Raw genomic sequence first — 24382 nt, 5'->3', positions numbered from 1 at the left:
GCAGTGGCAGTGTGTGTGGTATCATGTCTCACGTGGGTCTACTGATTCTATCACGGAAATACGTGTCGAACGTGGTGGGGTGGCTACTCGTCGCCGTACTCGCCGAGTTCACACTCGGCGGCGGGACCGCTGTCACAGCCGTAGCCGACGTCGTCTCTGGAGGTGATGTTCACGATCTCGAAGTACTGCCCCTCGCCCTGCTCTGAGCCGGGGAGGCCACGGACGACCGGGATGTCGCGCTGTGCCTGGTGGTCACAGCCGCGCATCGTCTCTGCGCCCATGCCGATGTTGTCGTACTCGAAGTCTTCGAGTTGCCGGATGACCTCCGGCGGGTAGAACGTCCCCGCGCGTTCGACGGCGGCGGCGTACTGGAGCGTCTGGGCGTACGCGAGTTGTGCCGGGCCGGACGGGACCCGACCGTCGTACTCGCTCGAGAACGCCTCGGTGAACTCGTTCGACGGCGTGTTGTCGATCTGGGAGTCCCACGCGATGGTGCCGAAGATGCCCTCGATCGCCCCGCCGGCGGCCTCGGCCATCGGGCGGTTGTACAGCGGCAGGACGATCTCCATGTCCTGGTCGATGCCGGCTTCGATCGCCTGACTGAGCGAGTTCGCGCCGTCCAGCCCGTAGTGGTTCAAGAACAGCGCGTCCGCGCCGGAGTCGGCCGCCTCCGAGAGGTACGACGAGTAGTCCGAGGTTCCGAGCGGCGTCGGCACCGAGTCGACCTCGGACCAGCCCGCCTCCTCGAAGAACTGCTTCATCGACGCCTGCTGGGTCTGTCCCCACGAGTAGTCGGCGTACAGTTGGTAGAAGTCGAGGTCGTCGCCGTACTCGTCGGTGACGACCGGGGCCAGCGCCTGTCCGGTCATGTAGGCGTTGAACATCTCCCGGAAGCTGTACCGGACACAGTCTTTCCCGGTGGTGTCGTTCGAGTGGGTCAGACAGCACATGAACAGGACGTTCTCCTCCTGTGCCAGCCCCTGCATGGCGATCGCCGTCGCCGAGGAGGAGCCACCGGAGAACATCACCACGTCGTCGCGCTGGATCATCCGGGAGGCGGACTGCCGGGCGGTGTCGGCGTCGGTCGCCGTGTCGCCGGTCACGTAGTCGATCTCGTAGTCCAGTACGCCGTCGCCGGAGAGGTCGTCGAACTGCGAGTCGACCCAGCCCCCGCCGTTGTTCAGGTGCTTGACGGCCATCTCGTAGGCGCGGAGTTCGTCTTCACCCTCCGAGGAGTAGGGGCCGGAGGTCGGAACGTTGAAGCCGAACATCGCCGTGTCGCCCTCGATGGGGTAGTTGCCGAGCGACGGATAGTCCTCGCCGTCGCCGCCACCACCGCCACCGCCTCCGCCGCCACCGCCGGTACAGCCAGCCAGTCCAGCGATGCCGAGGGTACCCAGCGTGCCTGCGGCTTTCACCGCGTCTCTTCGACTGAGGGAACTGCTATCCCGTGCCATGGCACTATCGGTGGAAACCTCATTAATAATGGTTGTGTGTTAAGACCCTTAAGCAGTGTTAATACACATCCAAGGTGTTCTCCAGATGTGGTATGATACTATTTACCAATGGTTACGTGTTCGTCTCTCTACCTGTCGGTGCGTAAGACAAGCACGCGCTGAGTGGCTCGGCCACGGGGGAGTCGAGAGGACCGTAATTTTGTGGTCCACGCAGTATTCTCCGCAGGAGGGGGCGGTTCGTGACGAGACGGTCGACGTTCTGTGATCGCCGGGAAGGTTTTGGTGATCGTGTGCGTACACGTGTCCATGCAGGTTCGTTCCGCGACAGTCGACGACATCGACGCGATCCGCCGTGTCGCCACCGCCTCGTTGACCGCCTCCTACGGACACGTGCTCGGCGACGAGACGATCGGGGAGGCCGTCGAACGGTGGTACGCGACGGAGTCGCTGGCCGACGACCTGGACGACGACGACACGCTGGTACTCGTCGCAGCACGTGACGGGGACGTCGTCGGGTTCACGCAGGGCTACGTCACCGACCGCCGGGAGCGTGTCGGCGAGATCGACTGGCTCCACGTCGACCCCGACGACCGGGAGGGCGGTGTCGGCACCACGCTCCTGCGAGAGATCGAGACCGAACTCGTCGAACGCGACGTGGATCGGATCGAAGGCTGTGTGCTCGAAGCGAACGAGGCCGGCGGGGAGTTCTACGCCGACCACGGCTTCGACGCGACCGGCACCCGGTCGGTCAAGATCGCCGGCGAGTCGTTCACCGAGGCGATCTACTCGAAGTTCACCGACGGGGACGTCGAACACGTCGTGATGGAGACCCGGACGGCCGACGACGGGACGCTCGTCTACGTCGCCTTCGACGAACCGGCGCGTGCATCGCTCGCGCCCTTCTACCAGACGTACCTCGACGCCGACCGGACCGAACGCTACGGCTGGTTCTGTGGCAACTGCGACTCGCTGCACACCGCGATGGACACGATGGGACGCGTCGCGTGCAACGAGTGTGAGAACAAGCGCAAGCCGACGCGGTGGGACGCGGCGTACCTCTGAGTCGTCCGGCGGGGAACGACCCCCGAGTCCCGGCGTCGGGTGTCAGGTGCGTCGATTCGCGCCGGCGTCTACATGTAGCCGAGATCGCGCAGGCGCTCCATCAGGTCCTCTTTGTCTTGGGCGCGGCCGGCACGCTCGGTCGTGTTCTCCATGTCCTGTAGCCACGCCGGTTCCTCGGCGCTCTTGTCGGTCGAGATCTCCGACCCGAGCGAGCGGAAGCCGGCGAAGTACTTCGGCGACACCGGGATGTCCTCGTGAGTCAGACCGTTCGGCAGGTCGTCGAAGCCCTGCGGGACGTAGCCCTCGTCGGGGTAGCCCTCGACCGTCTCGGGGACGACGAAGTACCAGAAGGCGTCCCACACGTCGGCCTCCTTGAACTGGAGGATCGGCTGCACGCGGTCGTGTGGCGGGTAGATGTCCGGGTCGTGACGCGGCGAGAAGAACGTCTCGTCGGCACGGGCCTCCTGTTCGTCCCAGCGGATGCCCGAGATGATCCCGTCGATGTTCTCGGACTCCAGCGTGTCGTTCAGCGCGACCGTCTTCAGGAGGTGGTTGCCGACGTAGGTGTCCAGCAGGAACGGGAACGTCTCCTCTTCGTACTCGAGGATGTTCCGGATGTGGTGCTGGTTGTGCTCGGACAGCGCGTCGACCGGGATGTCGTCGCCCGGTTCGAGACCGTTCTCGTCGACGTAGTCGCCGACGTCGGAGTTGCGCGCCCAGACGACTTCGAGGTCCCACTCGTCGGCCCAGTGGCGCACGAAGTCCATCAGTTCGTCGAAGTGCTGGAAGTGGTCGATGAAGACCGTGGTCGGGAGTTCCAGGTCGTCGTACTGCTCGACGACCTCCTTGACGAAGTACAGCGTCAGCGTCGAGTCCTTCCCGCCGGTCCACATCACTGCGGGGTTCTCGTACTCGCGCAGGCCGCGTTCGACGACCTCCAGCGCCTTCTCGATCTTGTGCTCGATGCTCGGGTAGTCGTCGGGTGTCTCGCCCTCGCCGTCGGTGTAGTCCACGTCGAGGTAGTCGGGGAACGCCGTCATCGTATAATGAGATATAATTATCCCGGCTAAAGTGCTTTGTGACCGATCGCCGGTGCGTGATCTGTTGACAGGGGCCGCGTCGAACGGTCACGACAAGGACCGTGTCGCGCGGTCACCGACCAATAGATCCGGGGGGTAGCGTGGACCGATTCTGCTCGGTGGGGAGTCGAGGCGTGAAATCTGCGCAGACTTTCGACAACCGTTTTAGGCCGGGGGTATTCCGTTCTGGCAAATGGGTACGTGTATGATCTGCGGCACCGAAGTCGAGGGCCGCATCTGCCGGACGCACGAACAGGACGTTGTCTTCGAGTTCACCGGGAACCGAGCCAACCAGTTGACCGACGGCCGCTTCTACCGAGGGACGGTAGACGGCTACGCCGACTTCGGCGTCTTCATCGACCTCGCGCCGGGTGTCACCGGCCTGCTCCACCGGTCGGAACTCGACCGCCGACTGGAGAGTCTGACGTGGGAACCGGGCGACGAGGTGTTCGTCCAGGTGAAGAACGTCCGGGACAACGGCGACATCGACCTCGGCTGGTCGATCCGTCAGTCGGACCGCGAGTTCCGCGGGACCCTCGTCCAGTCGCCCGACGGCGACTACGAGGCCGAGGACGCCGACGCCGGCGGGGCCGAACCGCCGGCCGACGCGGGCGCGGAGGCCGACACCGACGACGACGCGAGCGCGGACGACGGGCACGAGGAGACGAGTGCCGGGAGCAGTTCGTCGGAGTCGAGCCACGACGCGGCCGACACGACCGACGCGAGTACCAACGGCGGCACCGACTCGGCGTCGCCCGCGGACTTCGAGCACCCCGAACCGGACGCCGACCGCGACCGCGTCGCGATTGAGGCGCTCTCCGACCTCGTCGGCGAGACGGTCCGCATCGAGGGTGAAGTCGTCGGGGCACGCCAGACGGGCGGCCCGACCGTCTTCGAACTGCGCGACGAGACGGGCGTCGTCGACTGTGCCGCCTTCGTCGAGGCCGGGGTGCGCGCGTACCCCGAGATCGAGGTCGGCGACGTCGTCAGACTCGACGGCGAGGTCGAACTCCGGAGAAACGAGCTCCAGGTCGAGACCGAAGGCCTCGTGGCACTCGTCGACGAGGAGGCGGAGACGGTCCAGCGCCGACTCGCCGACGCGCTGACCGCCGAGGCACGACCGGACGCCGTGATGCCCCTCGCGCCCCACGACCCCGTCGAGGCCGTCGCCGAGCAGTTGCAGGACGCCGCCGAGGCGATCCGCCGGGCCGTGCTCGAATCCCGGCCCATCGTCGTCCGCCACGCCGCGACCGCCGACGGCTACGTCGCCGGGGCCGCCGTCGAGCGCGCCGTCCTCCCGCTGATCCGCGAGGAGCACGCGAAGTCCGACGCCGAGTACCATTACTTCACCCGGCGACCGCTCGACGAGGCGGTCTACGGCATGGACGCCGCGACGAACGACGTGACCCGGATGCTCCAGGACAAGGACCGCCACGACGAGAAGTTCCCGCTGGTCCTGCTGGTCGGCACCGGGAGCACCGCCGAGTCGCTCGACGGCCTCGGCCTGCTGGACGTCTACGGTGCCTCGCGGGTCGTCGTCGACGCCGCGGCCGCCGACGAGGCGGTCGCCGCGGAGACCGACGTGTTCGTCAACCCCGATCTGGCCGGTGCGGACGCCTCGGACCTCTCGACTGGCGCGCTGGGTGCGAACCTCGCGGTCGCCGTCAACGACGACGTGCGCGAGGACCTCGCGCACTTGCCGGCCGTGAGCTACTGGGAGGACGCGCCGGAAGCGTACCTCGACCTCGCGGGCGACGCGGGCTACGACGCCGACCGCGTGCGGGAACTCCGTGAGGCCGTCGCGCTGGAGGCGTACTACCAGTCGTACGAGGACAAGCGCGAACTCATCACGGACCTGCTGTTCGAGGACCCCGGCGGACTGGCCGGCCACGTCTCCGAGCAGTTCCGGACGAAACTCGCCGACGAGGTCGAGACGGCCGAGGAGAACATGGAGACCACCGAGGCGGGCGGAGTTCGGTTCGCGGTGCTGGACGCCGACGCGTTCACCCACCGGTTCGACTTCCCGCCGACGGGCCTCCTGCTGGACGAACTCCACCGCCGGAACCGCGACGAGGGTCCCTTCGTGACGCTCGGTCTGGCGATGGACGAACTGTACCTGCGGAGCACCTCGGCGCTCGACGTGCGCTCGGTCGCCGAGACCGCCGCCGAGACCGCCCCCGAGGCGGGCATCACGGCGGTCGGCGTCCGCGAGGGACGCATCGAGTTCCTCTCGGGTGCCCGCGAGCAGGTGAAGGACGCGGTCGTCGCGGCCGTCGCCGAGCAGTTCGACTGAGACCGACACCGACGCACCCGACGAGTCGGTACGCTTCTCCCCGTCTCCGCGGCCGCAGCGTCCCGCCGCGAGACCACACGACACGCCCGTTAAGTGGCTGCGACGCCAACAGACGGTCGATGAGTTATCCGGTGACGTACTACTGTCCGCACTGTGAGACCGTGGTCGAACTCCAGCGCGAGGGCTACCTCGCGGACAAGGCCGTCACGCCGTACCCCTTCGAGGGCTGGTCGTACGCCGAGGCTGACGACGACTTCGAGGACGCCGACGGCGTCCACTTCGTCTGTGGCGAGTCGGGGACGCTCCACGACCCCGAGGCGGCGGGCTGTGGCCGGGACTTCTACCTCTCTTTCGTCAAGTTCGAGAACGGCGTCGAACTCGACCCGCGCCAGCCGAGCGAGACCGTCGAACTCGCGGACGACAGCCGACCGCGCGGCCCTCGCGGTCCCACCGGTCCGGGCGGTCCGAGCTACTTCTGAGCCGCCGACTCCGCGTCCGAGAGTTTCACGACGCTCCCGTCCAGCAGCACCGCGAACACCGCGTCTGCGACCGGTGCCAGCGCCCGCACCGCCGACCGAACGCGCACGCGCCACAGTTCCTCGCCACGCGTCGCGTCGACGGCCCGGACCGTCCCCGCCTGCGTCGGTTCGTCGTTCGCCCAGTCGCCCGCCGTCCCGACGAGGAGGACCGGATCCTCGTTCGGTCCGGCCGTCTCCGTGTCTGTCCCGACTTCCCCGTCCGGTTTCCCGACGACTGCGAGGTCCGCGATCCAGTCGTCCGACGACAGCAGGAACGACTGGTCGCCGGAGTCGACGGACACCCACCCGACCGCGTGTCGGCGCGTGGACTGCTCGCCCGACGAGATTCCCGCGTAGACGCGCTGACCGTCGGTGGCGAGTGCAGTCGTGCGAACGACCCCGGACGGGTCCGCGTCGCCGCCGTCACTCTCGGCTCCCGGTCGTCTCGCGCCGTCGGTGAACGCACGCCAGTCGAGTGCCCCGGTCTCGGCGTCGATGCCGACCAGTGGTGCCGGCGGGTCCTCGTCGAAGTCGGGTGACGCGGTCGGCACCGCACCCGGCGCGAGTAGCGTCCCGTCGACGACCGCCGCCGGGAGACTGGTCAGGAGCGAATCGTAGCTGGTTCGCCACGCCGACGCCGGCGGTTCGCCGGTCGGGACGTCAGAGAGGGTGCGGGAGTCGTACCGTGCCGCGTCGTACCCCACCGCGTAGAGACTCCCGTCGGCGACCGCCGGGACCCCCTGTCCGTGACTCGCGCGCCGCCAGCGTGCCGCGCCGCCGTGCTCCCGGCCGGTGAGGACGTTGCCCGCCCCGAGGAAGACGCCGTCGGGTGTCGGGACGAGGTGGCCGCGTTCGCCGACACCGAACGTCTCCGCCTCGCCGACCTGTTCGCCGGTCGCCGCGTCGTAGATCTCCAGCGCACCGAGGTCGTCGTCCGCCGGGCCCGCGTAGAGTCGGCCGTCGAACAGCGCCAGTGACCCGGTGTCCGTGTCGGCGGTCCAGTGGTGGCTCCCGTCGGCTCTGTCGAGTGCGACGACTGCCTGTAACGCGCCGCTCGGCCCGGCGTCCGTGCCGGCGTAGACGCGGTCGGGACCGACGACGAGGGTGTTGGAGTCGCTCCGCGCCAGCACGGACTCGCGCCACGCGATGCTCGGCGCGACCGGTGCCGAGACCGCGCGGTTGCTGGCCGTGTTCGCGGGGTCGAACCGACGGAGCGGCCACGAATCGGTCGCCGGTGTCCACGAGTCGATCGCACCGAGCGAGACGCTGGTACCGAGGACGGTACCGACGACCGCGCCACCGGCGAGTCCAGCGAGCAGGCGACGACGAGTGGGCATCGGGTCGGACCTGTCGGCCGTGCCGTATGTGTCTTCGGGCCTCGCTCCGACTCTCTCGGCCGGCGAGCGACGAGTTCCGGGAGCCGACACGCTCGCCTCGGTACCAGATTCATAAGACTCGCTGACGTGTTCAGAGTCGTGGTCGCCACGACACGCGGTCGCGTCCTCCGAGCAGTCGGCGCGTTCGCCCTCGGACTCGCCCTCCTCGCCGTTCTCCTGTCGAGCGTCGGCGTCGGTCGGGTCTTCAGACACCTCCGGACCGCCGACCCTCGACTCGGCGCACTCGGCGCGCTGTCTGCGGTCACGGCCGTCCTGTTGTGGAGCGAGGCGCTCCGACAACTGCTCTGTGTCGGCCGTCAAGTCTCCGGACTCCGCTACCGGGCCGCCTTTCTCACCGGCGACTTCACGAAACAGGTCCTCCCGATGGGCCACGCCTCCGGCCCGGCGATCATGGCGTACGCCGTCTCCCGTGCGGTGGGTATCGACTACGAGGAGACGCTGGCGGCGATCACCGTCGCCGACCTGCTGAACCTCGCCGTCTCGCTCTTGCTCGCGACCGCCGGACTGGCGCTCGTGGCCGTCAGCCACCCCGAGACTGCGACCGACGCCGTTCTGCTTCCGCTCGTGGTCGCGGTGCTCGGCGTGTTCGTCGTCGTCGTGCTGTTGACCTCCCGACGGCGTCTGTTGACCGCGTTCGTCCGCCGGGCCGCCGCGTTCTGTCACGCGACCGCCGGACGGGTGGTCGGCCGACTCGACCGACTGCTCGACCCCGAACAGATCGACTCACGGCTCGTCGGTTACTACGCGACCCTCGACACCGTCGCCGCCGACCGGTCGCGCGTCGTGCTCGCCGGCGTGTTGGCGGTCGCCGGGTGGGTGCTGTTCGCGTTCCCGCTGTACACCAGCGCACTGGCACTCGGGGTCGCACTGCCGGTCACGCTCGCACTGTTCGTCGTCCCGGTCGCGGGCCTGGCGACGTGGTTCCCGGTCCCCGGCGGTCTCGGCGGGGTGGAGGTCGCGGTAGCCGGCGCACTGGTCGGCTTTCTCGGCGTGGACGTCGGCACTGCGGCCGCCGTCGCACTCCTCTACCGACTGTGTAGCTACTGGACCGTGGTCGCGGTCGACGGCCTCGCCGCGCTGGGTGCCGTGGCCTTCGGCCGATGACGACCGCTCCGAGCGAACGGGGGACTACACACCCAGCGTCGCCGGATCGAACCGGCGGTTCTCGCCGTGCCAGTCGTCCTGCCCGGTCTCGGCGCGCGTGTCGAGGTAGACTTCGACACCGTTCCCGTCGGGGTCGTCGAAGTACAGCGCCTTGCTGATCCGGTGATCGACCGGCGAGACGCGGACCTCGCGCTCGATCAGTCGGTCGAACACGGCCCGGAGCTCTGCGGGTGACTCGACCTCGAAGGCGGTGTGGTAGAGTCCGACGCGAGACCGGCCGCTGGCGTCACCGTCACCGCCGCGGTCGGCCGCACTCGTTCCGGCAGACGCCGACGCGGACGCGCCACCGAGACCCTGCAACGCGAGGTCGTGGTGGTGCTCGCCGAAGGAGAGAAACGCGAAGTTCGCGTGTCGCTCGGTGATCGACAGGCCGAGCAGGTCGGTGTAGAACTCGACCGCGCGGTCTACGTCTCGCACCTTCAGGTGGACGTGACCGAGATGTGGTGGCATACCGACACCGACGCCGGAGAGAGAAATGAGGCCATCGGGGAGCGTGCGCCGCGTTTCGCGGCGGAGTCACCGCCGAAACCGAGCGATGTGTTGCTGTTCGGCGGTCACCTGCCGCAGTCGCCGCCGTCGCTTGTCGGGTGCCCACTCCAGTTCTCGCTCGCCGTGGCGACCGATCAGGTAGGCGTCCGCGCCGGTCGAGTCGTCCGGGTTCGCGCGTCTGATCCACACCCGCGCGTCCCCCTCGACCGACAACCCCTCCGCCCACCGCTCGGCGTCCTCACGCGCCTCGAACCGACACCGCGCCCCCCGGCGGTTGACCAGCGACCCCACCGCCCCGTTCGTCCGCCTGGCGGAGGGTTTGATGTCCACGACGTACTCGGTCACGGGCGTCGATACGGCACGGAGCTACTTCAGTGTCCGACACCCGGGCTGTCCGCACTCGACTCCGATCTCTGGACAGTTCGGTCGTGCAGAAAGCACAGTAGTTCCGACCGTTCCGGTCGTCTGCGGCGCGAGGTCTGCCGGTTGGGTCGGCGACCCCGACCACTTTCGTGAAATCGGCCACTTTCACTCCGGGGCGACGGACAGCGGTTATCCCCGTCGAACGTCTGGACCGTGACGATGCGCGAGGAGTTACACACCATCGAGCGACGGCACGAGCGGCGAGCCTACGAGTGTCCGGCGGGACACGCGGGGACGTCGTGGCGACTGGAAGACGATGGCTTCCGGTGTCGGGTCTGTGAACGACGGGACGCCGGAACCGGGTCCTTCGACGCGCTGCGACACGGGGAGACCGGCGATCGCGTCCCACCGGAGCGACTCCGGATCGCACCCATCGTCCGCCAGACGGCGTTCGACCGGCGAGCCGACGGGGAGAGTCTCACCCACCGGGAGACGGTCCGCGTCCCGCCCTGTTACCGCACCGCGATGCAGGATCTCGTCGACGACGGCACGTTCGCCAACAACAGTGATCTGATCCGGGCCGGCATCCGCCGGGTGTTAGAAGAACGCGGCGTCGTGTGACTCGTGGGCCGGCAGGTCCCGGACCAGTCGCAGGCCCCGGACCACTCACAGGGCCCGGACCACTCACAGGGCCCGGACCACTCACAGGGCCCGGACCACTCACAGGGCCCGGACCACTCACAGGTCCCGGACCACTCACTCGTCGCGCGCGTCGAGACAGTCTCGCAGCGGTTCGACGACCCGGTCGGCGACAGAGTAGGGGTCGGTCTCGCGGTCGACCACCGACGCGGCCAGCGACTCGACGCCGCCGTGACGGGCGAGTTCCCGTTCCAGCAGGTCGGCGGTGTCGTTCCGCAGGAGCGTCCTGATCTCCTCTGCCGCGCGTGTCCGGGCCTTCCGCCGGCGCTCGCCCGACTCGTCGAGGTACTCGTCGTGGTCGGCGAGCGTCTCGATCAACGCCTCGACGCCCTCGCCGGTGGTCGCCACGGTCTCGACGACTGCCGGCGTCCACGAGGCCGTCCCGTCTCCGTCCGCGTCGGTCGCCTCGTCGCCACCGGACCCCGCGTCTGCCACGGTCGGTTGGGCGTGGTGACCGGTGTTCAACTTCGCGGTCGGGTCGTCCCGCATGTGGATCATCTCCTCCAGTTCCGAGACGGTCCTGTCCGCGCCGTCCATGTCGGCTTTGTTGACGACGAACACGTCGCCGATCTCCAGGATGCCGGCCTTCAGCATCTGCACGTCGTCGCCCGACCCCGGTTGGACGAGGACGACCACGGAGTCTGCGGTCTTCACCACGTCCACCTCGTTCTGTCCCGCGCCGACCGTCTCCACGAGGATCACGTCCTTGCCGAACGCGTCGAGTGCCTTGATCGCGTCACCGGTCGCCGTCGAGAGGCCGCCGAGCGTCCCTCTGGCGGACATCGACCGGAAGAACACGTCCATGTCGCCGACGTTCGAGGCCATCCGGATGCGGTCGCCCAGCACCGACCCGCCGGTGTACGGCGAGGAGGGATCGACCGCGATGACGCCGACCGTCAGGCCGCGCTCCCGGTAGGTGACCGCGAGTTTGTCCACGAGCGTCGACTTGCCCGCGCCGGGACTCCCGGTGATGCCGACGACCGCCGCGTTCCCGGTGTGTTCGTGGAGTGCGGAGACAAGATCGCGGTAGCCGGGACTCCGATTCTCGATCTTTGTGATCGTCCGGGCCAGCGCGCGGTGGTCACCCTCCAAGAGGTCGGCGACGAGGTCTCGCTCCGTGGCCTCGCTCATCGTCGCTCGGGCGCGTTGTCGCGCACGAACCGGATCGTCTCCTCCATCGGCGTCCCCGGGCCGAACACCTCGGCGACGCCCATCTCCTTCAGTTCGGCCGTGTCGTCGTCGGGGATGATCCCGCCGACGAGCAGGAGTGTGTCCTCGAACGCGCCGTACGACTCCAGGCCGTCGACGATCTTCGGGACCAGTGTCATGTGCGCCCCCGAGAGGATCGAGATGCCGAGGACGTCCACGTCCTCCTGGACGGCGGCTTGCACGATCTCGTCGGGCGACCGGTGGAGGCCGGAGTAGATGACCTCGAACCCGGCGTCGCGGAACGCCCGCGCGATGACGTGTGCGCCCCGGTCGTGGCCGTCGAGGCCGACTTTCGCGATCAGACACCTGATCGCTCGCTGTTCCTGATCTGCGCTCATACCCTCCCTTTTGCCTGCGTGTGGTTTGACTCTAACGGACGATCCTGAGGATTCGGCGTCCGAACCCGAAGACGGAATACCGGTCCGTCCCAACCACGGTCCATGGCAACCGCCAACGTCAGCGGCCGGGCGAAGGAACACCCGAAGGCGATCACCGCCGTCCTGTCGGTGATCGGCTACGCGCTGGTCGGGGGTGCCTTCGCGGGTGTCATCCCGCTGTTCCCCGAACTGTCGAACGAGACGGTGGTCCTCTTCTCGGACGCCATCGCGGTCGTGAACAGTCTCGCGCTCTCCTGTCTCCTCGCCGGGTGGTACTTCATCCGGCGCGGCGAGGTCGAGAAGCACCGCGCGATGATGGTCTCGGCGTTCCTGTTGATCTGTGGCTTCCTCGTCCTCTACCTCTGGAAGGTCGGCGGGGGCTTCGAGAAGAGCTTCGTCATCGAACAGGGGCAGTTCCTGTACGCCTACGCCGGACTCGTCGAGGTCGCGTACCTCTCGATGCTCGGCATCCACATCTTCCTCTCGGTGGTCGCGGTGCCGGTGGTGCTGTACGCCATCATCCTCGGGGTGACGCACACTCCGTCGGAACTGAAGGCGACGAACCACGCCCGCGTCGGGCGGATCGCGGCCGGCGCGTGGTCGCTCTCGCTGTTCCTGGGCGTGGTGACGTACTTCATGCTGAACCACATCTACAGTTGGGTGCCCCGGTGAACGGCGAGGAGTTCGGCCGGCGCGACCGCGGGTGGCTCGGCGGCCACTGTCGAATGAACTAAGTGCGGACCCCGGCAGAGTCGTAGTATGGCAACCGAGAGCGTGCAGTCGGACAAGGGGCTCGGCATCGCGGTCGTCTTCTCCATTCTCGCGGTGCTGGGGGCGCTGGTGATGGTCGCCGGCCCGGACCAGATGTCGAAAGCGTGGGGCTTCGCGGCCGCCTGTCTGGCGGGCGCTATCGCGGTCGTCGCGGTCCAGATCTGGAACTGACGCGGCAGACTCCTCGGGGTCGAAGCCGCCACCTCCGACACCGGACTCCCGTCGCCACCGCTCGTGGCCAGCGTGCCGACTGGACTCCCGACATCAGGCAAACTCACGAGAAACACACTCGACCTCTCGGGGTCGAAACGGCTCGCGTTCGCCGGACGACCCCCCGACCGGGCGGTCGTCGGGTGGCCGGTGGAGACTCCGCAGAAACCGGAACGGCTGTAAGAGTTAAGCACGTGAACGCCTTAGGAGTGACACGGATGAGCGAATACACCGAGGAAGAACAGCGGATCGTGGCGTACCTCCGGGATTCGGTGTCCCGAGGGGATCGCTACTTCCGCGCCAAGAACATCGCCGAGGCCATCGGTCTCTCGGCGAAGCAGGTCGGGTCCCGGCTCCCCAAGCTCGCCGAGAAGTCAGAGGACGTGGAGATCGAGAAGTGGGGACGCGCACGCTCCACCACGTGGCGCGTCACCGTGAGCTAAGCACGCGGTTTTTTACCTCTCGCCCCTGAGTCACAGTCGATGACTGTCCGCGTCCGACGGACGTTCGAGTTCGACGTTCCCGGCGAGCGAGTGTGGGAGTTCATCGCGGACCCGGAGAAACGCGCGAGACCCATCAGTGTCGTCGAGGACTTCGAACTCGACGCTGAGGACGGTCGGAAGGCGACGTGGCACGTCCGCCTGCCCATCCCGGTCGTCAGTTCCACCATCGCCGTCGCCACCGAGGACGTGACCCGCGAGCCACCACGCTACGTCAAGTTCGTCGGACGCTCGAAGGTGATGCGTGTCACCGGCGAACACACCATCGAAGAGACCGAAGACGGCTCCCGACTCGTCAACGAATTCTCCGTCGAGGGCCGCCTCCCCGGCGTCGAACGCTTCTTCAAGAAGAATCTGGATCGGGAACTGGACAACCTCGAAGCCGCGCTCCGCGAGGAACTCGGGGTCACGGCCTGATGCGCCTCGCGCTGGCACAACTCGACGTGGTCGGCGGCGACACCGACGGTAACCTCGACCGCGCCGTCCAGGCAATCGACCGCGCGGTCGAACGCGGGGCGGACCTCGTGGCGCTCCCGGAACTGTTCAACGTCGGCTACTTCGCGTTCGACTCCTACATGCGCGAGGCCGAGTCGCTCGACGGGGCGACCCTCTCCCGACTCGCCGAGGTCGCCGCCGACCGGAACGTCGGCCTGTTGGCCGGCAGTATCGTCGAGGACCTCACCGCGAGTCACGACGCCGGCCTCACGGTCCCGTCGGCGGACGGACTGGCGAACACCGCCGTCTTCTTCGACCGCGACGGCCGGCGACGAGCGGTCTACCGCAAGCAGCACCTGTTCGGCTACGGCTCCGCGGAGACGCAGTTGCTGACGCCCGGCGAGCGACTGCCCACGGTCGAGTTCGAGGGGTTCACGCTCGGCGTGACGACCTGCTACGACCTGCGGTTCCCGGAACTGTACCGCGAGTTGACCGAGCAGGGTGTCACGCTCACGCTGGTTCCGAGCGCGTGGCCGTACCCCCGTGTCGAACACTGGCAGACACTCCCTCGGGCGCGGGCCATCGAGAACCTCGCGTACGTCGCGGTGGTCAACGGTTCGGGCGACTTCGACGAGCAGACGCTACTCGGGCGCTCGGCGGTGTACGACCCGTGGGGGACGCCGCTGGCGACCTGCGGCGACGACCCAGCCCTCGTCTCGGCCGAGATCGCCCCCGAGACGGTCGCCGAGGTGCGGTCGGAGTTCCCGGCGCTGGACGACCGCTGGGAGTGATCTGGCAGCGACCGCCGGTGCGCTCGACGTCCCGCGGGGAACCCGCACACCGTCCCACGTGTAACGGTGCCTTTATTGAGCATGCCTTCCTGAGTTCTCATGCCGGAGTACGACGCTTTTCTCGTCGTGGGCCGGCAACTACCGCCGCGCCACCCGCCGCAGTGTCGGGGTCCACTGTGGCACAACCGCGCCATGGCGATCGTTCGCCCCCGAACCCGGCGGGGGCGACCTACCCGCCTCTCGGTCTCACCCTTTGAACGAAACCGACAAGCCGCGCCCACGTCTCTCCCGGGACATGGTCGAGTGTCAACGCGAGGGCTGTGATCGGGAGGCGACGGAGGTCTTCTTCGTCAGACGCGACCGGTCGGTAGACGTGTGTGACCGCCACCACCGACAGTTCGTCTGGCTCCAGCGCGGTGTCCTCGTCGTGACACTGCTCGCGGTCGCACTGCTCGCCTACGGACTGGTCGTCCTGTTCGGTTGAACTCGCGGTCTGTTCGGTGTCACAACTCGACCCACTCGTCGCTCGCTGCCGACTCGTACACTCCCTGCATCGCCCGCACGTCGGTCAGGCCGTCCTGCCCGTCGGGGCCGATATCCCACCCCGACAGCACGGCGTCGGCGAAGTAGTCGAACTCCTCGCGCACCTCGTCGGTTCCGGGGCCGGTCAGGTCGATCTCGCCGTCGTCGCGCCGAACCCGAACCCGGCGCTCCCCGCCGACGCTGAAGGCGTTCCGGAGTTCGACGGTGCCCTCGCTCCCCCGGATCGTCAGGAACCGCTCGCCGTCGCCGGAGAACCCGGCGGTGAACGAGGCCGTCACGTCCTCCGGGAACCGGAGTTGGAACGCGACCGACTCGTCCACGTCGGCGAAGGGACCGTCACCACTGGTCGTCCCGGCGACGGCGGTCGGATCGCCGTCGAGCAGGAACCGCGCGGTGTTCAGCGGGTAGACGCCGACGTCCATCAGCGCGCCGCCGCCCGCGAGGTCCCGGTCGAGTCGCCACTGGTCCGGCCCGCGACTCCCGCCGAGGACGTCGATGGAGAAGCCGCCGTGCAGTTGGATCGGGTCGCCGATGCCGCCGGACCGGACCAGTTCGCGGAGTCGGCGCACGACCGGGTCGGTCTGCATCCGGTAGGCGGTCATCAGCGGGACGCCGGCCGTCTCGCAGGCCGAGACGACTGCCTCGGCGCGGTCCGGGGTCGCCTCCAGCGGTTTCTCACAGAGGATCCCCTTCCCGAACTCGCAGGCAGTCTCGACGTGCGGGAGGTGGAGCGCGTTCGGCGTGACGACGTACACCGCGTCGTAGGCGTCCCGGGCCGCGCCGTCGGCGTAGGCCTCGTAGGTCAGGCCGTGGTCGGCGTCGAACTCCGCCGCGATCCGGTCTGCTTTCTCGGCGGAGCCACTGACCACCACGGTCGGTTCGCAGTAGTCGGCCTCCACGAGTGCGGGCAGTGCGGCGTTCCGCGCGAAGCCGCCGAGTCCGACGACCGCGAACCGGACGACGCCCTCTGGCCCGGTCTCCCAGTCGCGTGCTGTGAGGTCCGTGAGGTCGCTTGCGAGGGTCATACCGGCCACACGTCGCGGTCCGGCAAAGTTCTCCCGGCGTGTCGTCCCGGCGAAACGTCGCCCGATCAATCGTCGCGGGGTCGTCGGTCGTAGTGCTCGCGGTCCACTCGACGGTCGTAGGCGCCCATCAGCGCCTCGGTGATCGGTCCAGCGTCGTCGGTCAGTCGCCGACCGTCGATCGTCGTCGTCGGTCTGACCTCCCACGTGGAGTTCGTCAGAAACGCCTCGTCCGCTCCCCGGAGGTCGTCGGGGCGGTACCGGCCGGTCTCGGTCGGGATTCCCTCGTCGGCTGCGAGTTCGAGGACCGTCTGGTGGGTGATCCCCGGCAGGATCGGTCCGTCGAGCGAGGGGGTGTGGAGCGTCCCGTCCCGGACGAAGAAACAGTTGCTCGTCGCCGCCTCCGCGAGGTACCCGTCGCCGTCGAGCATGAGTGCGGTGTCGGCGTTCGACGCGAGGCGGGCGAGAATCCCGTTCAGGTAGTTGTGCGTCTTCGCGCGTGCCGGGATGGCCGCGTCGGGGACGCGCTCTACGTCCACGAACTCGGCGGTCACCGGGTCGTCCCAGACCTCCTCACCGGCGGTGCCGCCGCGCGGGAGTTCCGAGACCATCACCACGACGCCCGGGTCGTCCACGGGGTCCGGGGTCAGCTTTCCGGGTTGTACCCCGCGCGTGATCGAGAGTTTGACGTAAGCCTCCCGGAGGTCGTTCGCGGCGAGCGTCTCGTCGACGCGGTTCCGGAGGTCGGCGTCGGTCAGGTCGTGGTCGATGGCGAGCAAGTCACAGGAGTTCGCCAGTCGCTCGGCGTGGGCGTCCCACCGGAACGGGACGCCGGCGTAGGCCCGCATCGTCTCGAAGACCGCGTCCCCGTACATGAACCCGCGATCACGGACCGAGACGGTGGCCTCGGCTGCCGGGACCACCTCGCCGTTCACGTGGAACTGCATCTCTCTACGAAGTTGCCCGTCAGGTCGAAGCCGGCGGGCGTGAGGATGCTCTCGGGGTGGAACTGGACCCCGAAGTGTGGCTTCTCGCGGTGCCGGACGCCCATCAGCACGTCCCGACCGTCGTCGGTCCACGCCGTCTCCTGCAGGCAGTCCGGGATCGTCTCCCGTACTGCGGCCAGTGAGTGGTAGCGCCCGACCTCGAACCGCTTCGGCACACCGGCGAGGACGCCCTCGCCGTCGTGGATCACGGGCGAGGGTTTCCCGTGGACGACCTCCGGCGCGTTCGTCACGGTCGCGCCGTGGACCGCACACAGTGCCTGGTGGCCGAGACAGACGCCGAGCGTCGGGTAGTCGAGTTCGGCGAAGATCGGCATCGAGACGCCCGCGTCCTGTGGCGTGCCGGGACCGGGCGAGACGACGATCCCGTCCGGGTCGATCTCTCTGACGCCGGCGACGTCCACCGCGTCGTTCCGGCGGACGATCACCTCGTCTGCCTGTTCGCCGACGTACTGGAACAGGTTGTACGAGAACGAGTCGTAGTTGTCGATGATCAGAATCTGGGTGAGGCTGTCGGTCGCGTGTGTGTCGTCCATCTGCTGGCTGTCTCTGGTCATCACAGGTCCCTCCTGCTGGCGTCTTCCATCTCCAACTCGGCGCGGCCGTCGAGTGCGGTGTCCAGTGCCGTCACCAGCGCCCGGCCCTTGTCGAGCGTCTCGGCGTATTCCGCGACCGGATCGGAGTCGTGGACGACCCCGCCGCCGATCCGGAGCGCGTAGGTCCCGTGGCGTCGGGTCAGCGTCCGGATCGTCATCGACAGCGTAGCGCGGTCGTCCACGCCGACGATGCCGATCGCGCCGGTGTACGGCCCCCGACGCGTCGATTCGAGTTCGTCGATGATCTCCATCGTCCGGGGTTTCGGCGCGCCGGTGATCGTCCCGCCGGGGAACACCGCCGCGATTGCGTCGCCGATATCCTTGTCGGGGCGGAGTCGACCGACGACCTTCGAGACGAGATGCATCACCTCGGAGTAGCGGTCGATCCGCCGGTACTCCGAGACTTCGACGCTCCCGTACTCGGAGACCTTCCCGAGGTCGTTCCGCTCGAGGTCGACGAGCATCGCGTGTTCTGCACGCTCCTTCTCGCTGTCGCGAATCTCGGCTTCCAACCGCTGGTCCTCCTCGTCGGTCTCGCCGCGCGGTCGGGTGCCCGCGATGGGTTCGGTGACGAGGTGGTCGCCCTCGCGGTGGAGCAGGAGTTCCGGACTCGCCGACACGAGGTCGACGCTGGGGAACTCCAGCAACGCGGAGTACGGTGCCGGATTCCCCCGCCGGAGGGCGTCGTACACTTCGACCGGGTGGAGCGGTACGTCGGTCTCCAGGCGCTGAGAGATGTTCGCCTGGAACGTGTCGCCGTCGTAGATGTACTGTTTGACGGCGCGGACGCGATCGGCGTACTCTGCTCTCGTCGTCGAACTCTCGACCCGGTAGCGGTCGCGGTCGAACTCGCCGCTCTCGACCGCGTGCTCGCCGGTCTGCATCGCGTCTACGAAGTCGAGCACGGACGCTTTGCCGGCGTCGTAGGCCGACGCCACCGCGTCGGGACCGTCGCCGACGACCGGACAGGCGACGACACGGAGCGTCGTCGGCCCGTCGCCGCGCGGTTCCTCCCACGCCGCGACACGGTCGTAGAAGTCCATCTGGAGGCGGGGCAGTCCGCGGTCGTCGGTGGTCGTGTCCGGGATGTCCTCGAACTCCCGCACCATGTCGTAGGAGAACCACCCGAAGAAGCCACAGGGGTACGGCACGTCGCAGTCGCCGCGCGCGAGCGACTCGCCGTCGACCCACTCGGTGAGTCTGTCGAGGCTCGGGCCGGTCTCGACGCCCGTCCCGCTGTCCACGACGTCGTCGTCGACCTCGTCCGACTCGACCGTGTGGCGGACGACCGGTTCGGTGGCGAAGTAGCTCCACCCCGGCTGGCCGCCGGTCGTCTCGAAGTAGACGCCGCCCTCGTCGGTGCGGGCGCGCCGGTAGGCGTCCCACGGGTCGGCGACCTCGATCCGGATCTCGACCGGGACGCGGGTACCGGGTGTGACCTCGGCCGCCACTCGCTCGAAGGCGTCGCTGGTCGTCTCGACCGCCACGGCGTCGCGCTGTGTGTGCATCGTCGGTCCTCCGTCGCCCGGAAGCGACGGTCGTCGTTGTTTCTTCCTGGCCCCCGAGACGCTTGAACCCAGCGGCAGCGGCGGTTCGGTCGAGTCGGTGCAGAAAGTGGACGGGAGGCGACCGGCAGCCAGTGAGACCCGAGAGACGGGGAGGACGGTGTACCGAGAGGTTGCTTGTTACTCGTCGTCGGTCTTGATGTCGGCGGACAGCCCCTGTGCCATCTCGATGTCGTAGGAGTTGTTGAGCGTCCAGGCGGTCCGCTCGGTGACGGCTTCGATCACTTCACGCGCGGAGGGGTAGCCGTTGCCGGACTTCTTCACACCGCCGAAGGGCAACTGGACCTCCGCGCCGATGCACGGCAGGTTGGCGTACGCGAGGCCGACCTCGGCGTGGTCGCGGTAGTAGTTGATCTGGCGGTAATCCTCGGAGATGATCGCGCCCGCGAGACCGTAGTCCGTGTCGTTGTGAATCTCGACCGCTTCCTCGATGTCACCCGAGTATTCGAGAAGCGCGACGTGCGGACCGAAGACCTCCTCGTGGGTACAGCGCAGGGGTGCGTGTGCGTCGGCCTCGTAGACGAACGGCCCGACCCAGTTGCCCTCCTCGTGACCCTCGGGGATCTCCTCGCCGTCCAACTCCGTCCGGTCGACCAGCACGTTCACGTCTTCGTCTTTCGCCAACTCGTTGTAGCCGGTCACTTTCTCGACGTGGCCGGGTTCGATGAGTGGCCCCATGAACGTCGAGTCGTCCAGTGGGTCGCCGACAGCGACGTCCTCGGCCAGATCGACGTAGCGTGTTTTGAACTCGTCGTAGACGTCTTCGTGGACGATCAGGCGTTCCGAGGAGACACACCGCTGTCCAGTGGTCTTGAACGAGGACATGACCGCAGCGTGGACTGCAGTATCGAGGTCCGCCTTCTCGGTGACGACGATACCGTTCTTCCCACCCATCTCGCAGGCGGCGAGCTTGCCCGGGTCTTGGGCGACTTTCTGGGCGACTTCGTGGCCGACCTCGGCCGATCCCGTGAACAGGACCGTGTCGGTGCGGTCGTCTTCGACGATCTGTGCGCCGGCGTCACCGAAGCCGTGGACCATGTTGAACACGCCGTCGGGAATCCCGGCGTCCTCGAACATCTCGGCGATGATCTGGCCGCACCACGGCGTCTGCTCTGCAGGTTTCCAGACGACCGTGTTCCCCTCGACGAGCGCGACGGCCATGTGCCAGAAGGGGATGGCGACGGGGAAGTTCCACGGCGTGATACAACCCACGACACCGCGCGGTTTCCGCCGCATGTACGCGTCCTTGCTCGGAATCTCGCTCGGCACGATGTCACCGTGTGGATGCCGAGCGTTGCCGGCGGCCCACTCGACCATGTGCGCCGCTTCGACCACGTCGGCTTTCCCCTCGCTGATCTCCTTGCCGCACTCTTTCGTGACGACCTCGCCGAGTTCGTCGGTCCGGTCGCGCAGTTCGTGGTAGATGTCCCACAGGTACTCTGCGCGGTCGATGTACGACAGTCCGCGCCACTCGTCGTAAGCGTCGTCTGCCACTCCGAGGGCGTGCTCGATGTCCTCGGTGGTTCCCCGGTGGAACTCCCCGAGCGTCTCGCCCGTCGCCGGGTTCACGCTCTCGAACGTCTCCTCGCCGTGTCCAGTCGTCCACTCGCCGTCTACGTAGTGCTTGTAGGCCTCGGCCATACGTGTGGATTCTCGGCACCCATCGAAGCACCTGCCCCGACCATGGTCGGGACGGCGCGTGTGAGAGCGTCACATACAAATCGGCGCGCACGAATGAGATAGTCGATGAGCGAGACAGAGACCGTGGCTGGAACGCGGTTGACGCTGGACCTGTGGCATCCGGACTGCTGGGCCATCGAATCGACGGAACAGGTAGGTGGGGGCGTCCTGGCACACGCGATCTACCGAACACCGAAGACCGCGACCCACTCGGTCAACGGACTGTTCACCGCGTTCGGCGACAGCACCGAGGAGGTCGAGGCGCTGATCCAGACGATCAGCGAGTCGCCACACGCCGGCGAGGTGCTCGAACTGCAGGAGCGGTTCGGACGGGCACGGGACGCGCCGGGCAACGTCGTCCGGGAGTTCTTCCTGGAGTACGACCCGAACGACATGGTCTGCCCGACGCTGCTCGAACACGGCTTCGTCCACAGTGCGCCGGTCCGCATCGAGGGAGGGAGCGAGGAGTGGCAGGTCTGTTTCGCCGGCGACCGCTCGGAGATCGAACCCGCACTCGACGAGGTACGGCGAGACGCCGACGCGGAGGTGTCGATCGCGTCGATCACCAGTTCCGACCGCGACCGCGGAGAGCGCGGACAGCGACTCGACTCGCTGACGCCGACACAGCGGGACGTGTTCGAGCACGCCCGCTCGCGGAGCTACTACGAGTGGCCCCGTGGCGTCTCCACCCGCGAACTCGCAGACGACCTCGACGTGTCGAAGACGACGTTGCTCGAACACCTCCGGAAGGCCGAGGCGAAACTACTCGATCCCTGATCGTGAGACGCGGGGGGACCTCCTCCACCGACCGCCGAGACGGCACGGCCTCAACTCAGCACGGCCCGGAGCGCGAACAGCGCGTTCTCCTTGCGTTCCCGGACCCGCCGGTAGAAGTACGAGAGCCACTTGTCGCCGTAGGGTGCGTACTGGTAGACGGGGACGCCGCTTGCCGCGAGGTCGACCTGCGCCTCCTCGCGGACGCCCATCAGCATCTGGACCTCGTAGTCGGTCCCGTACTCCTCGTGGAGGTCGGCGGCGTAGTCGATCATCGCCGGGTCGTGGCTCCCGACGCCGATCCCGCCGTCGAACTCGCGGAACATGTATTCGAGATACTCGCGGTAGGCCTCGTCGACCCGTGCCTTGTCCTTGTAGGCGATCTCCTTCGGCGGGTCGTACGCGCCCTTCACGAGGCGTACCTTCCCCGGCAGGTCCGCGAGGCGTTCGAGGTCCTCGTCGGTCCGCCGCATGTTCGCCTGGACGCAGAGACCGACGTTCCCGTCGGTCGCGCGAGCGTGTTCCTCGTAGGCGTCGAGGGTCACGTCCACGGTCTCGTGGTCCTCCATGTCGACCCAGACGAAGGTGTCGCTCGCGTCGACGATCCGCGAGAGGTTCTCGCGGAACACGTCGTCGCCGAGGTCGAGACCGATCTGACTCGGCTTGACAGAGACACAGCAGTCCAGATCGCTGGCGGCGAGGTCCCGGACGAGGTCGACGTACGCCTGCGTGTCGGCGTCCGCGTCCGCGCGGTCGTCGTAGTGTTCGCCGAGCAGGTTGAGGATCCCCGCCACGCCGTCGGCGTTCAGCCCTCGGACGTGGTCGAGCGCGGTCGCGGGACCTTCCCCCGCGACGAAGTTGTTCGCGATCGGTGGAAGCATGACGTGTGCTGTGTCGCCACTGCCCCTAAGTAGGCACCCGACCAAAAATTCGAACGCAGATCGTTCAGTAATCAAGCCCGACAGCGACTGTCTTAGCGGTGCTGTCTGCCGATGCCGACCGGCACCGACCATGGGAGGGTTCAAATATAGGTGTAGCTATAGGGTACGACACGGTAGCCGATATGACATCTGATGACACACCGCGTCTGAACAGGAGAACGCTGTTGAAGGGCACCGGGGTCGCCGGTGTCGCGCTCACCGCCGGCTGTGTGAGTACGACCGACGACGAGGGGACGAGCACACCGACCGATGGTGGCGGCGGTGGCGGCGGTGGCGGCGACACCGACACCGAGACCGAGATGGACGACGGCGGAGACGAGATGAGCGGCCCGTACACGATCGGGATGGTGAACTCGCTCACCGGGTCGCTGTCGGCGTTCGGCCAGCGCAACGAGCGGGGGAAGGAACTCGCGCTCGCGGCGGTCAACGAGACGACCATCAACGGTGCCGAACTGGAGATCATCTCGGAGGACTCCGAGAGCCAGGCGCAGTCGGGCGTCTCTGCGGCACAGAAACTCGTCAACCAGGACGGCGTCCCGTTCGTGATCGGGGCCGTCGGCTCCGGCGTGTCGCTCGCCATCTACGAGTCGGTCATCCAGGGAACCGACGTGGTACAGCTGAGTCAGAACTCCACCAGCCCGGACCTCACCAACTTCCCGGGCCTGCTGCGGATGTCGCCCACCGGGAGCACCCAGTCGACGGCACTGTCGAACATCATCAGCGAGGACGGGTTCGACTCCGTCGCGCTGGCGTGGGTGAACAACGACTACGGACAGGGGCTCGCGGAGACGTTCCGCGACCAGTGGGGCGGCGAGATCGCCTACGACCAGCCCCACGACCAGGGGCAGTCGTCGTACTCCTCGACGGTGTCGGGGATGGCGAACTCCGGAGCGGACGCCTGGGTGTTCATCACCTACCAGCCGGAGTTCACCTCGATGGCACAGGAGGCGTTCTCGAACGGCTACGAGGCGACGTACTACGGCGCCGACTCCGTCGCCGGCCCGGACGTCCTCGCGAACACGCCGGAGGGGAGCCTCGACGGCATGAAGATCGTCACGCCCTCGGCGGCCATCGACCAGGAGAACTACCAGAACTTCGCCTCCGAGTTCGAGTCGGAGTACGGCGAGGCACCGACCTCGTGGTCGGCGTTCGCCTACGACTGTGTGGTCACGGCGGCGCTGTCCATCGCCACGGCCGACGAGTTCACCGGCGCGGCACTGCAGGAGACGGTCCGCGACGTGACCCGGCCCGACGGCGAGGAGGTGTTCACCTTCGCCGAGGCGATGGAGGTGCTCGGCGAGGACGGGTCGGCCGCCGACATCAACTACGAGGGGGTCTCGGGTCCCATCGACTTCGACGAGAACGGTGACCCGGTCGGCTTCCTCCAGATCCTCACCGTCGAGGACCACGAGTACACCCAGACGGGCACCATCGAAGGGTAGC

The 24382-nt window shown here is 67.7% G+C and carries 26 protein-coding genes; 13 read left to right on the top strand and 13 right to left on the bottom strand.

Annotated features, from left to right (window positions below; translation table 11 throughout):
* Positions 1-83: 83 nt before the first annotated feature.
* Entirely contained in the window at positions 84-1457 is a 1374-nt protein-coding gene (locus LI337_RS05360) for a substrate-binding protein (RefSeq protein WP_227228712.1), read from the bottom strand.
* Positions 1458-1763: 306 nt separating this feature from the next.
* On the opposite strand from LI337_RS05360, the gene LI337_RS05355 reads away from it, so the two are divergent.
* On the top strand, positions 1764-2519 hold the full coding sequence (locus tag LI337_RS05355; protein WP_227228711.1) for a GNAT family N-acetyltransferase: 756 nt from the start codon (positions 1764-1766) through the stop codon (positions 2517-2519).
* A 68-nt stretch (positions 2520-2587) separates the two neighbouring features.
* On the opposite strand, the gene LI337_RS05350 is transcribed toward LI337_RS05355, so the two are convergent.
* Positions 2588-3559: a phosphoadenosine phosphosulfate reductase family protein gene (locus LI337_RS05350; RefSeq protein WP_227228709.1), complete on the bottom strand. Its 972-nt coding sequence runs from the start codon at positions 3557-3559 to the stop codon at positions 2588-2590.
* Between the two features lie 232 nt (positions 3560-3791).
* Between LI337_RS05350 and LI337_RS05345 the strand changes: the two genes are divergently transcribed.
* Both LI337_RS05345 and LI337_RS05340 read left to right on the top strand, forming a co-directional pair.
* Positions 3792-5891, top strand: a complete 2100-nt coding sequence (locus LI337_RS05345) for a DHH family phosphoesterase (protein WP_227228708.1) — start codon at positions 3792-3794, stop codon at positions 5889-5891.
* A gap of 119 nt (positions 5892-6010) precedes the next feature.
* Positions 6011-6370, top strand: coding sequence for a DUF7969 family protein (locus LI337_RS05340; RefSeq protein WP_227228706.1), 360 nt, complete (start codon positions 6011-6013; stop codon positions 6368-6370).
* Here LI337_RS05340 and LI337_RS05335 read toward each other — a convergent pair.
* Positions 6361-7746 carry an outer membrane protein assembly factor BamB family protein gene (locus LI337_RS05335; protein ID WP_227228705.1) on the bottom strand — a complete coding sequence of 462 codons (1386 nt, stop codon included), beginning with the start codon at positions 7744-7746 and terminating at the stop codon, positions 6361-6363. The genes LI337_RS05340 and LI337_RS05335 overlap by 10 nt on opposite strands.
* A gap of 138 nt (positions 7747-7884) precedes the next feature.
* Between LI337_RS05335 and LI337_RS05330 the strand changes: the two genes are divergently transcribed.
* Positions 7885-8910 (top strand): lysylphosphatidylglycerol synthase transmembrane domain-containing protein, encoded by a 1026-nt coding sequence (locus tag LI337_RS05330; RefSeq protein WP_227228703.1) that lies wholly within the window; start codon positions 7885-7887, stop codon positions 8908-8910.
* Positions 8911-8934: 24 nt separating this feature from the next.
* Here the strand turns inward: LI337_RS05330 and LI337_RS05325 are convergent, their stop codons facing one another.
* Together LI337_RS05325 and LI337_RS05320 are read right to left on the bottom strand one after the other, a co-directional pair.
* On the bottom strand, positions 8935-9420 hold the full coding sequence (locus LI337_RS05325) for a VOC family protein (protein ID WP_227228702.1): 486 nt from the start codon (positions 9418-9420) through the stop codon (positions 8935-8937).
* Between the two features lie 66 nt (positions 9421-9486).
* Positions 9487-9804: a DUF8081 domain-containing protein gene (locus LI337_RS05320; RefSeq protein ID WP_227228701.1), complete on the bottom strand. Its 318-nt coding sequence runs from the start codon at positions 9802-9804 to the stop codon at positions 9487-9489.
* A 237-nt stretch (positions 9805-10041) separates the two neighbouring features.
* On the opposite strand from LI337_RS05320, the gene LI337_RS05315 reads away from it, so the two are divergent.
* Positions 10042-10443, top strand: a complete 402-nt coding sequence (locus tag LI337_RS05315) for a ribbon-helix-helix domain-containing protein (protein WP_227228700.1) — start codon at positions 10042-10044, stop codon at positions 10441-10443.
* 135 nt (positions 10444-10578) lie between these two features.
* Here the strand turns inward: LI337_RS05315 and meaB are convergent, their stop codons facing one another.
* Together meaB and LI337_RS05305 are read right to left on the bottom strand one after the other, a co-directional pair.
* Positions 10579-11652, bottom strand: a complete 1074-nt coding sequence (meaB, locus tag LI337_RS05310; protein WP_227228699.1) for a methylmalonyl Co-A mutase-associated GTPase MeaB — start codon at positions 11650-11652, stop codon at positions 10579-10581.
* The gene (locus tag LI337_RS05305) at positions 11649-12068 is read right to left on the bottom strand and encodes a cobalamin B12-binding domain-containing protein (RefSeq protein WP_227228697.1); all 420 of its coding nucleotides are present in this window, start codon (positions 12066-12068) and stop codon (positions 11649-11651) included. The genes meaB and LI337_RS05305 overlap by 4 nt, the downstream gene beginning before the upstream one ends.
* A 102-nt stretch (positions 12069-12170) precedes the next feature.
* On the opposite strand from LI337_RS05305, the gene LI337_RS05300 reads away from it, so the two are divergent.
* The 6 genes from LI337_RS05300 to LI337_RS05275 all read left to right on the top strand — a co-directional run bounded on the left by LI337_RS05300 (position 12171) and on the right by LI337_RS05275 (position 15298).
* Positions 12171-12779: a DUF420 domain-containing protein gene (locus LI337_RS05300; protein ID WP_227228696.1), complete on the top strand. Its 609-nt coding sequence runs from the start codon at positions 12171-12173 to the stop codon at positions 12777-12779.
* Positions 12780-12866: 87 nt separating this feature from the next.
* On the top strand, positions 12867-13049 hold the full coding sequence (locus LI337_RS05295) for a DUF7525 family protein (protein ID WP_227228695.1): 183 nt from the start codon (positions 12867-12869) through the stop codon (positions 13047-13049).
* 257 nt (positions 13050-13306) lie between these two features.
* Positions 13307-13531: a DUF7123 family protein gene (locus LI337_RS05290; RefSeq protein ID WP_227228693.1), complete on the top strand. Its 225-nt coding sequence runs from the start codon at positions 13307-13309 to the stop codon at positions 13529-13531.
* 39 nt (positions 13532-13570) lie between these two features.
* Positions 13571-14005 carry an SRPBCC family protein gene (locus LI337_RS05285; RefSeq protein WP_227228692.1) on the top strand — a complete coding sequence of 145 codons (435 nt, stop codon included), beginning with the start codon at positions 13571-13573 and terminating at the stop codon, positions 14003-14005.
* Entirely contained in the window at positions 14005-14814 is an 810-nt protein-coding gene (locus tag LI337_RS05280) for a carbon-nitrogen family hydrolase (protein ID WP_227228690.1), read from the top strand. The genes LI337_RS05285 and LI337_RS05280 overlap by 1 nt, the downstream gene beginning before the upstream one ends.
* 295 nt (positions 14815-15109) lie before the next feature.
* Positions 15110-15298, top strand: coding sequence for a hypothetical protein (locus LI337_RS05275; RefSeq protein WP_227228688.1), 189 nt, complete (start codon positions 15110-15112; stop codon positions 15296-15298).
* Positions 15299-15317: 19 nt separating this feature from the next.
* On the opposite strand, the gene gfo6 is transcribed toward LI337_RS05275, so the two are convergent.
* The 5 genes from gfo6 to LI337_RS05250 form a co-directional block, all read right to left on the bottom strand.
* Complete coding sequence (gene gfo6 / locus LI337_RS05270; protein ID WP_227228686.1) at positions 15318-16382, bottom strand: D-xylose 1-dehydrogenase Gfo6; 1065 nt, start codon at positions 16380-16382, stop codon at positions 15318-15320.
* Positions 16383-16447: 65 nt separating this feature from the next.
* Positions 16448-17326, bottom strand: a complete 879-nt coding sequence (locus LI337_RS05265; RefSeq protein ID WP_227228684.1) for an aminotransferase class IV — start codon at positions 17324-17326, stop codon at positions 16448-16450.
* Positions 17311-17940, bottom strand: coding sequence for an anthranilate synthase component II (locus tag LI337_RS05260; protein ID WP_227228683.1), 630 nt, complete (start codon positions 17938-17940; stop codon positions 17311-17313). Before LI337_RS05260 ends, LI337_RS05265 begins: the two co-directional genes overlap by 16 nt.
* Positions 17940-19487 (bottom strand): anthranilate synthase component I family protein, encoded by a 1548-nt coding sequence (locus LI337_RS05255; RefSeq protein WP_227228681.1) that lies wholly within the window; start codon positions 19485-19487, stop codon positions 17940-17942. The genes LI337_RS05260 and LI337_RS05255 overlap by 1 nt, the downstream gene beginning before the upstream one ends.
* A gap of 177 nt (positions 19488-19664) precedes the next feature.
* Positions 19665-21185 carry an aldehyde dehydrogenase family protein gene (locus LI337_RS05250; protein WP_227228679.1) on the bottom strand — a complete coding sequence of 507 codons (1521 nt, stop codon included), beginning with the start codon at positions 21183-21185 and terminating at the stop codon, positions 19665-19667.
* A gap of 105 nt (positions 21186-21290) precedes the next feature.
* On the opposite strand from LI337_RS05250, the gene LI337_RS05245 reads away from it, so the two are divergent.
* Positions 21291-22001: a helix-turn-helix domain-containing protein gene (locus LI337_RS05245; RefSeq protein ID WP_227228677.1), complete on the top strand. Its 711-nt coding sequence runs from the start codon at positions 21291-21293 to the stop codon at positions 21999-22001.
* A gap of 50 nt (positions 22002-22051) precedes the next feature.
* Here LI337_RS05245 and LI337_RS05240 read toward each other — a convergent pair whose 3' ends face one another.
* Positions 22052-22879 (bottom strand): proline dehydrogenase family protein, encoded by an 828-nt coding sequence (locus LI337_RS05240; RefSeq protein WP_227228675.1) that lies wholly within the window; start codon positions 22877-22879, stop codon positions 22052-22054.
* A 182-nt stretch (positions 22880-23061) separates the two neighbouring features.
* Between LI337_RS05240 and LI337_RS05235 the strand changes: the two genes are divergently transcribed.
* Complete coding sequence (locus LI337_RS05235) at positions 23062-24381, top strand: ABC transporter substrate-binding protein (protein WP_227228673.1); 1320 nt, start codon at positions 23062-23064, stop codon at positions 24379-24381.
* Position 24382 lies beyond the last annotated feature (1 nt).

The organism is Salinirubrum litoreum, assembly GCF_020567425.1.
GTDB lineage: Archaea > Halobacteriota > Halobacteria > Halobacteriales > Haloferacaceae > Salinirubrum > Salinirubrum litoreum.
The sequence above is the reverse complement of the archived record's forward strand: the minus strand, read 5'-3'. Positions and strand labels throughout refer to the sequence as shown.

Bases quoted from the DNA above. Each gene is read 5' to 3' on its own strand.
- LI337_RS05360 (WP_227228712.1), bottom strand. From the start codon at position 1,457: ATGGCACGGGATAGCAGTTCCCTCAGTCGAAGAGACGCGGTGAAAGCC.
- LI337_RS05355 (WP_227228711.1), top strand. From the start codon at position 1,764: ATGCAGGTTCGTTCCGCGACAGTCGACGACATCGACGCGATCCGCCGT.
- LI337_RS05350 (WP_227228709.1), bottom strand. From the start codon at position 3,559: ATGACGGCGTTCCCCGACTACCTCGACGTGGACTACACCGACGGCGAG.
- LI337_RS05345 (WP_227228708.1), top strand. From the start codon at position 3,792: ATGGGTACGTGTATGATCTGCGGCACCGAAGTCGAGGGCCGCATCTGC.
- LI337_RS05340 (WP_227228706.1), top strand. From the start codon at position 6,011: ATGAGTTATCCGGTGACGTACTACTGTCCGCACTGTGAGACCGTGGTC.
- LI337_RS05335 (WP_227228705.1), bottom strand. From the start codon at position 7,746: ATGCCCACTCGTCGTCGCCTGCTCGCTGGACTCGCCGGTGGCGCGGTC.
- LI337_RS05325 (WP_227228702.1), bottom strand. From the start codon at position 9,420: ATGCCACCACATCTCGGTCACGTCCACCTGAAGGTGCGAGACGTAGAC.
- LI337_RS05315 (WP_227228700.1), top strand. From the start codon at position 10,042: ATGCGCGAGGAGTTACACACCATCGAGCGACGGCACGAGCGGCGAGCC.
- meaB (WP_227228699.1), bottom strand. From the start codon at position 11,652: ATGAGCGAGGCCACGGAGCGAGACCTCGTCGCCGACCTCTTGGAGGGT.
- LI337_RS05305 (WP_227228697.1), bottom strand. From the start codon at position 12,068: ATGAGCGCAGATCAGGAACAGCGAGCGATCAGGTGTCTGATCGCGAAA.
- LI337_RS05300 (WP_227228696.1), top strand. From the start codon at position 12,171: ATGGCAACCGCCAACGTCAGCGGCCGGGCGAAGGAACACCCGAAGGCG.
- LI337_RS05295 (WP_227228695.1), top strand. From the start codon at position 12,867: ATGGCAACCGAGAGCGTGCAGTCGGACAAGGGGCTCGGCATCGCGGTC.
- LI337_RS05290 (WP_227228693.1), top strand. From the start codon at position 13,307: ATGAGCGAATACACCGAGGAAGAACAGCGGATCGTGGCGTACCTCCGG.
- LI337_RS05285 (WP_227228692.1), top strand. From the start codon at position 13,571: ATGACTGTCCGCGTCCGACGGACGTTCGAGTTCGACGTTCCCGGCGAG.
- LI337_RS05280 (WP_227228690.1), top strand. From the start codon at position 14,005: ATGCGCCTCGCGCTGGCACAACTCGACGTGGTCGGCGGCGACACCGAC.
- LI337_RS05275 (WP_227228688.1), top strand. From the start codon at position 15,110: ATGGTCGAGTGTCAACGCGAGGGCTGTGATCGGGAGGCGACGGAGGTC.
- gfo6 (WP_227228686.1), bottom strand. From the start codon at position 16,382: ATGACCCTCGCAAGCGACCTCACGGACCTCACAGCACGCGACTGGGAG.
- LI337_RS05265 (WP_227228684.1), bottom strand. From the start codon at position 17,326: ATGCAGTTCCACGTGAACGGCGAGGTGGTCCCGGCAGCCGAGGCCACC.
- LI337_RS05260 (WP_227228683.1), bottom strand. From the start codon at position 17,940: ATGACCAGAGACAGCCAGCAGATGGACGACACACACGCGACCGACAGC.
- LI337_RS05255 (WP_227228681.1), bottom strand. From the start codon at position 19,487: ATGCACACACAGCGCGACGCCGTGGCGGTCGAGACGACCAGCGACGCC.
- LI337_RS05250 (WP_227228679.1), bottom strand. From the start codon at position 21,185: ATGGCCGAGGCCTACAAGCACTACGTAGACGGCGAGTGGACGACTGGA.
- LI337_RS05245 (WP_227228677.1), top strand. From the start codon at position 21,291: ATGAGCGAGACAGAGACCGTGGCTGGAACGCGGTTGACGCTGGACCTG.
- LI337_RS05240 (WP_227228675.1), bottom strand. From the start codon at position 22,879: ATGCTTCCACCGATCGCGAACAACTTCGTCGCGGGGGAAGGTCCCGCG.
- LI337_RS05235 (WP_227228673.1), top strand. From the start codon at position 23,062: ATGACATCTGATGACACACCGCGTCTGAACAGGAGAACGCTGTTGAAG.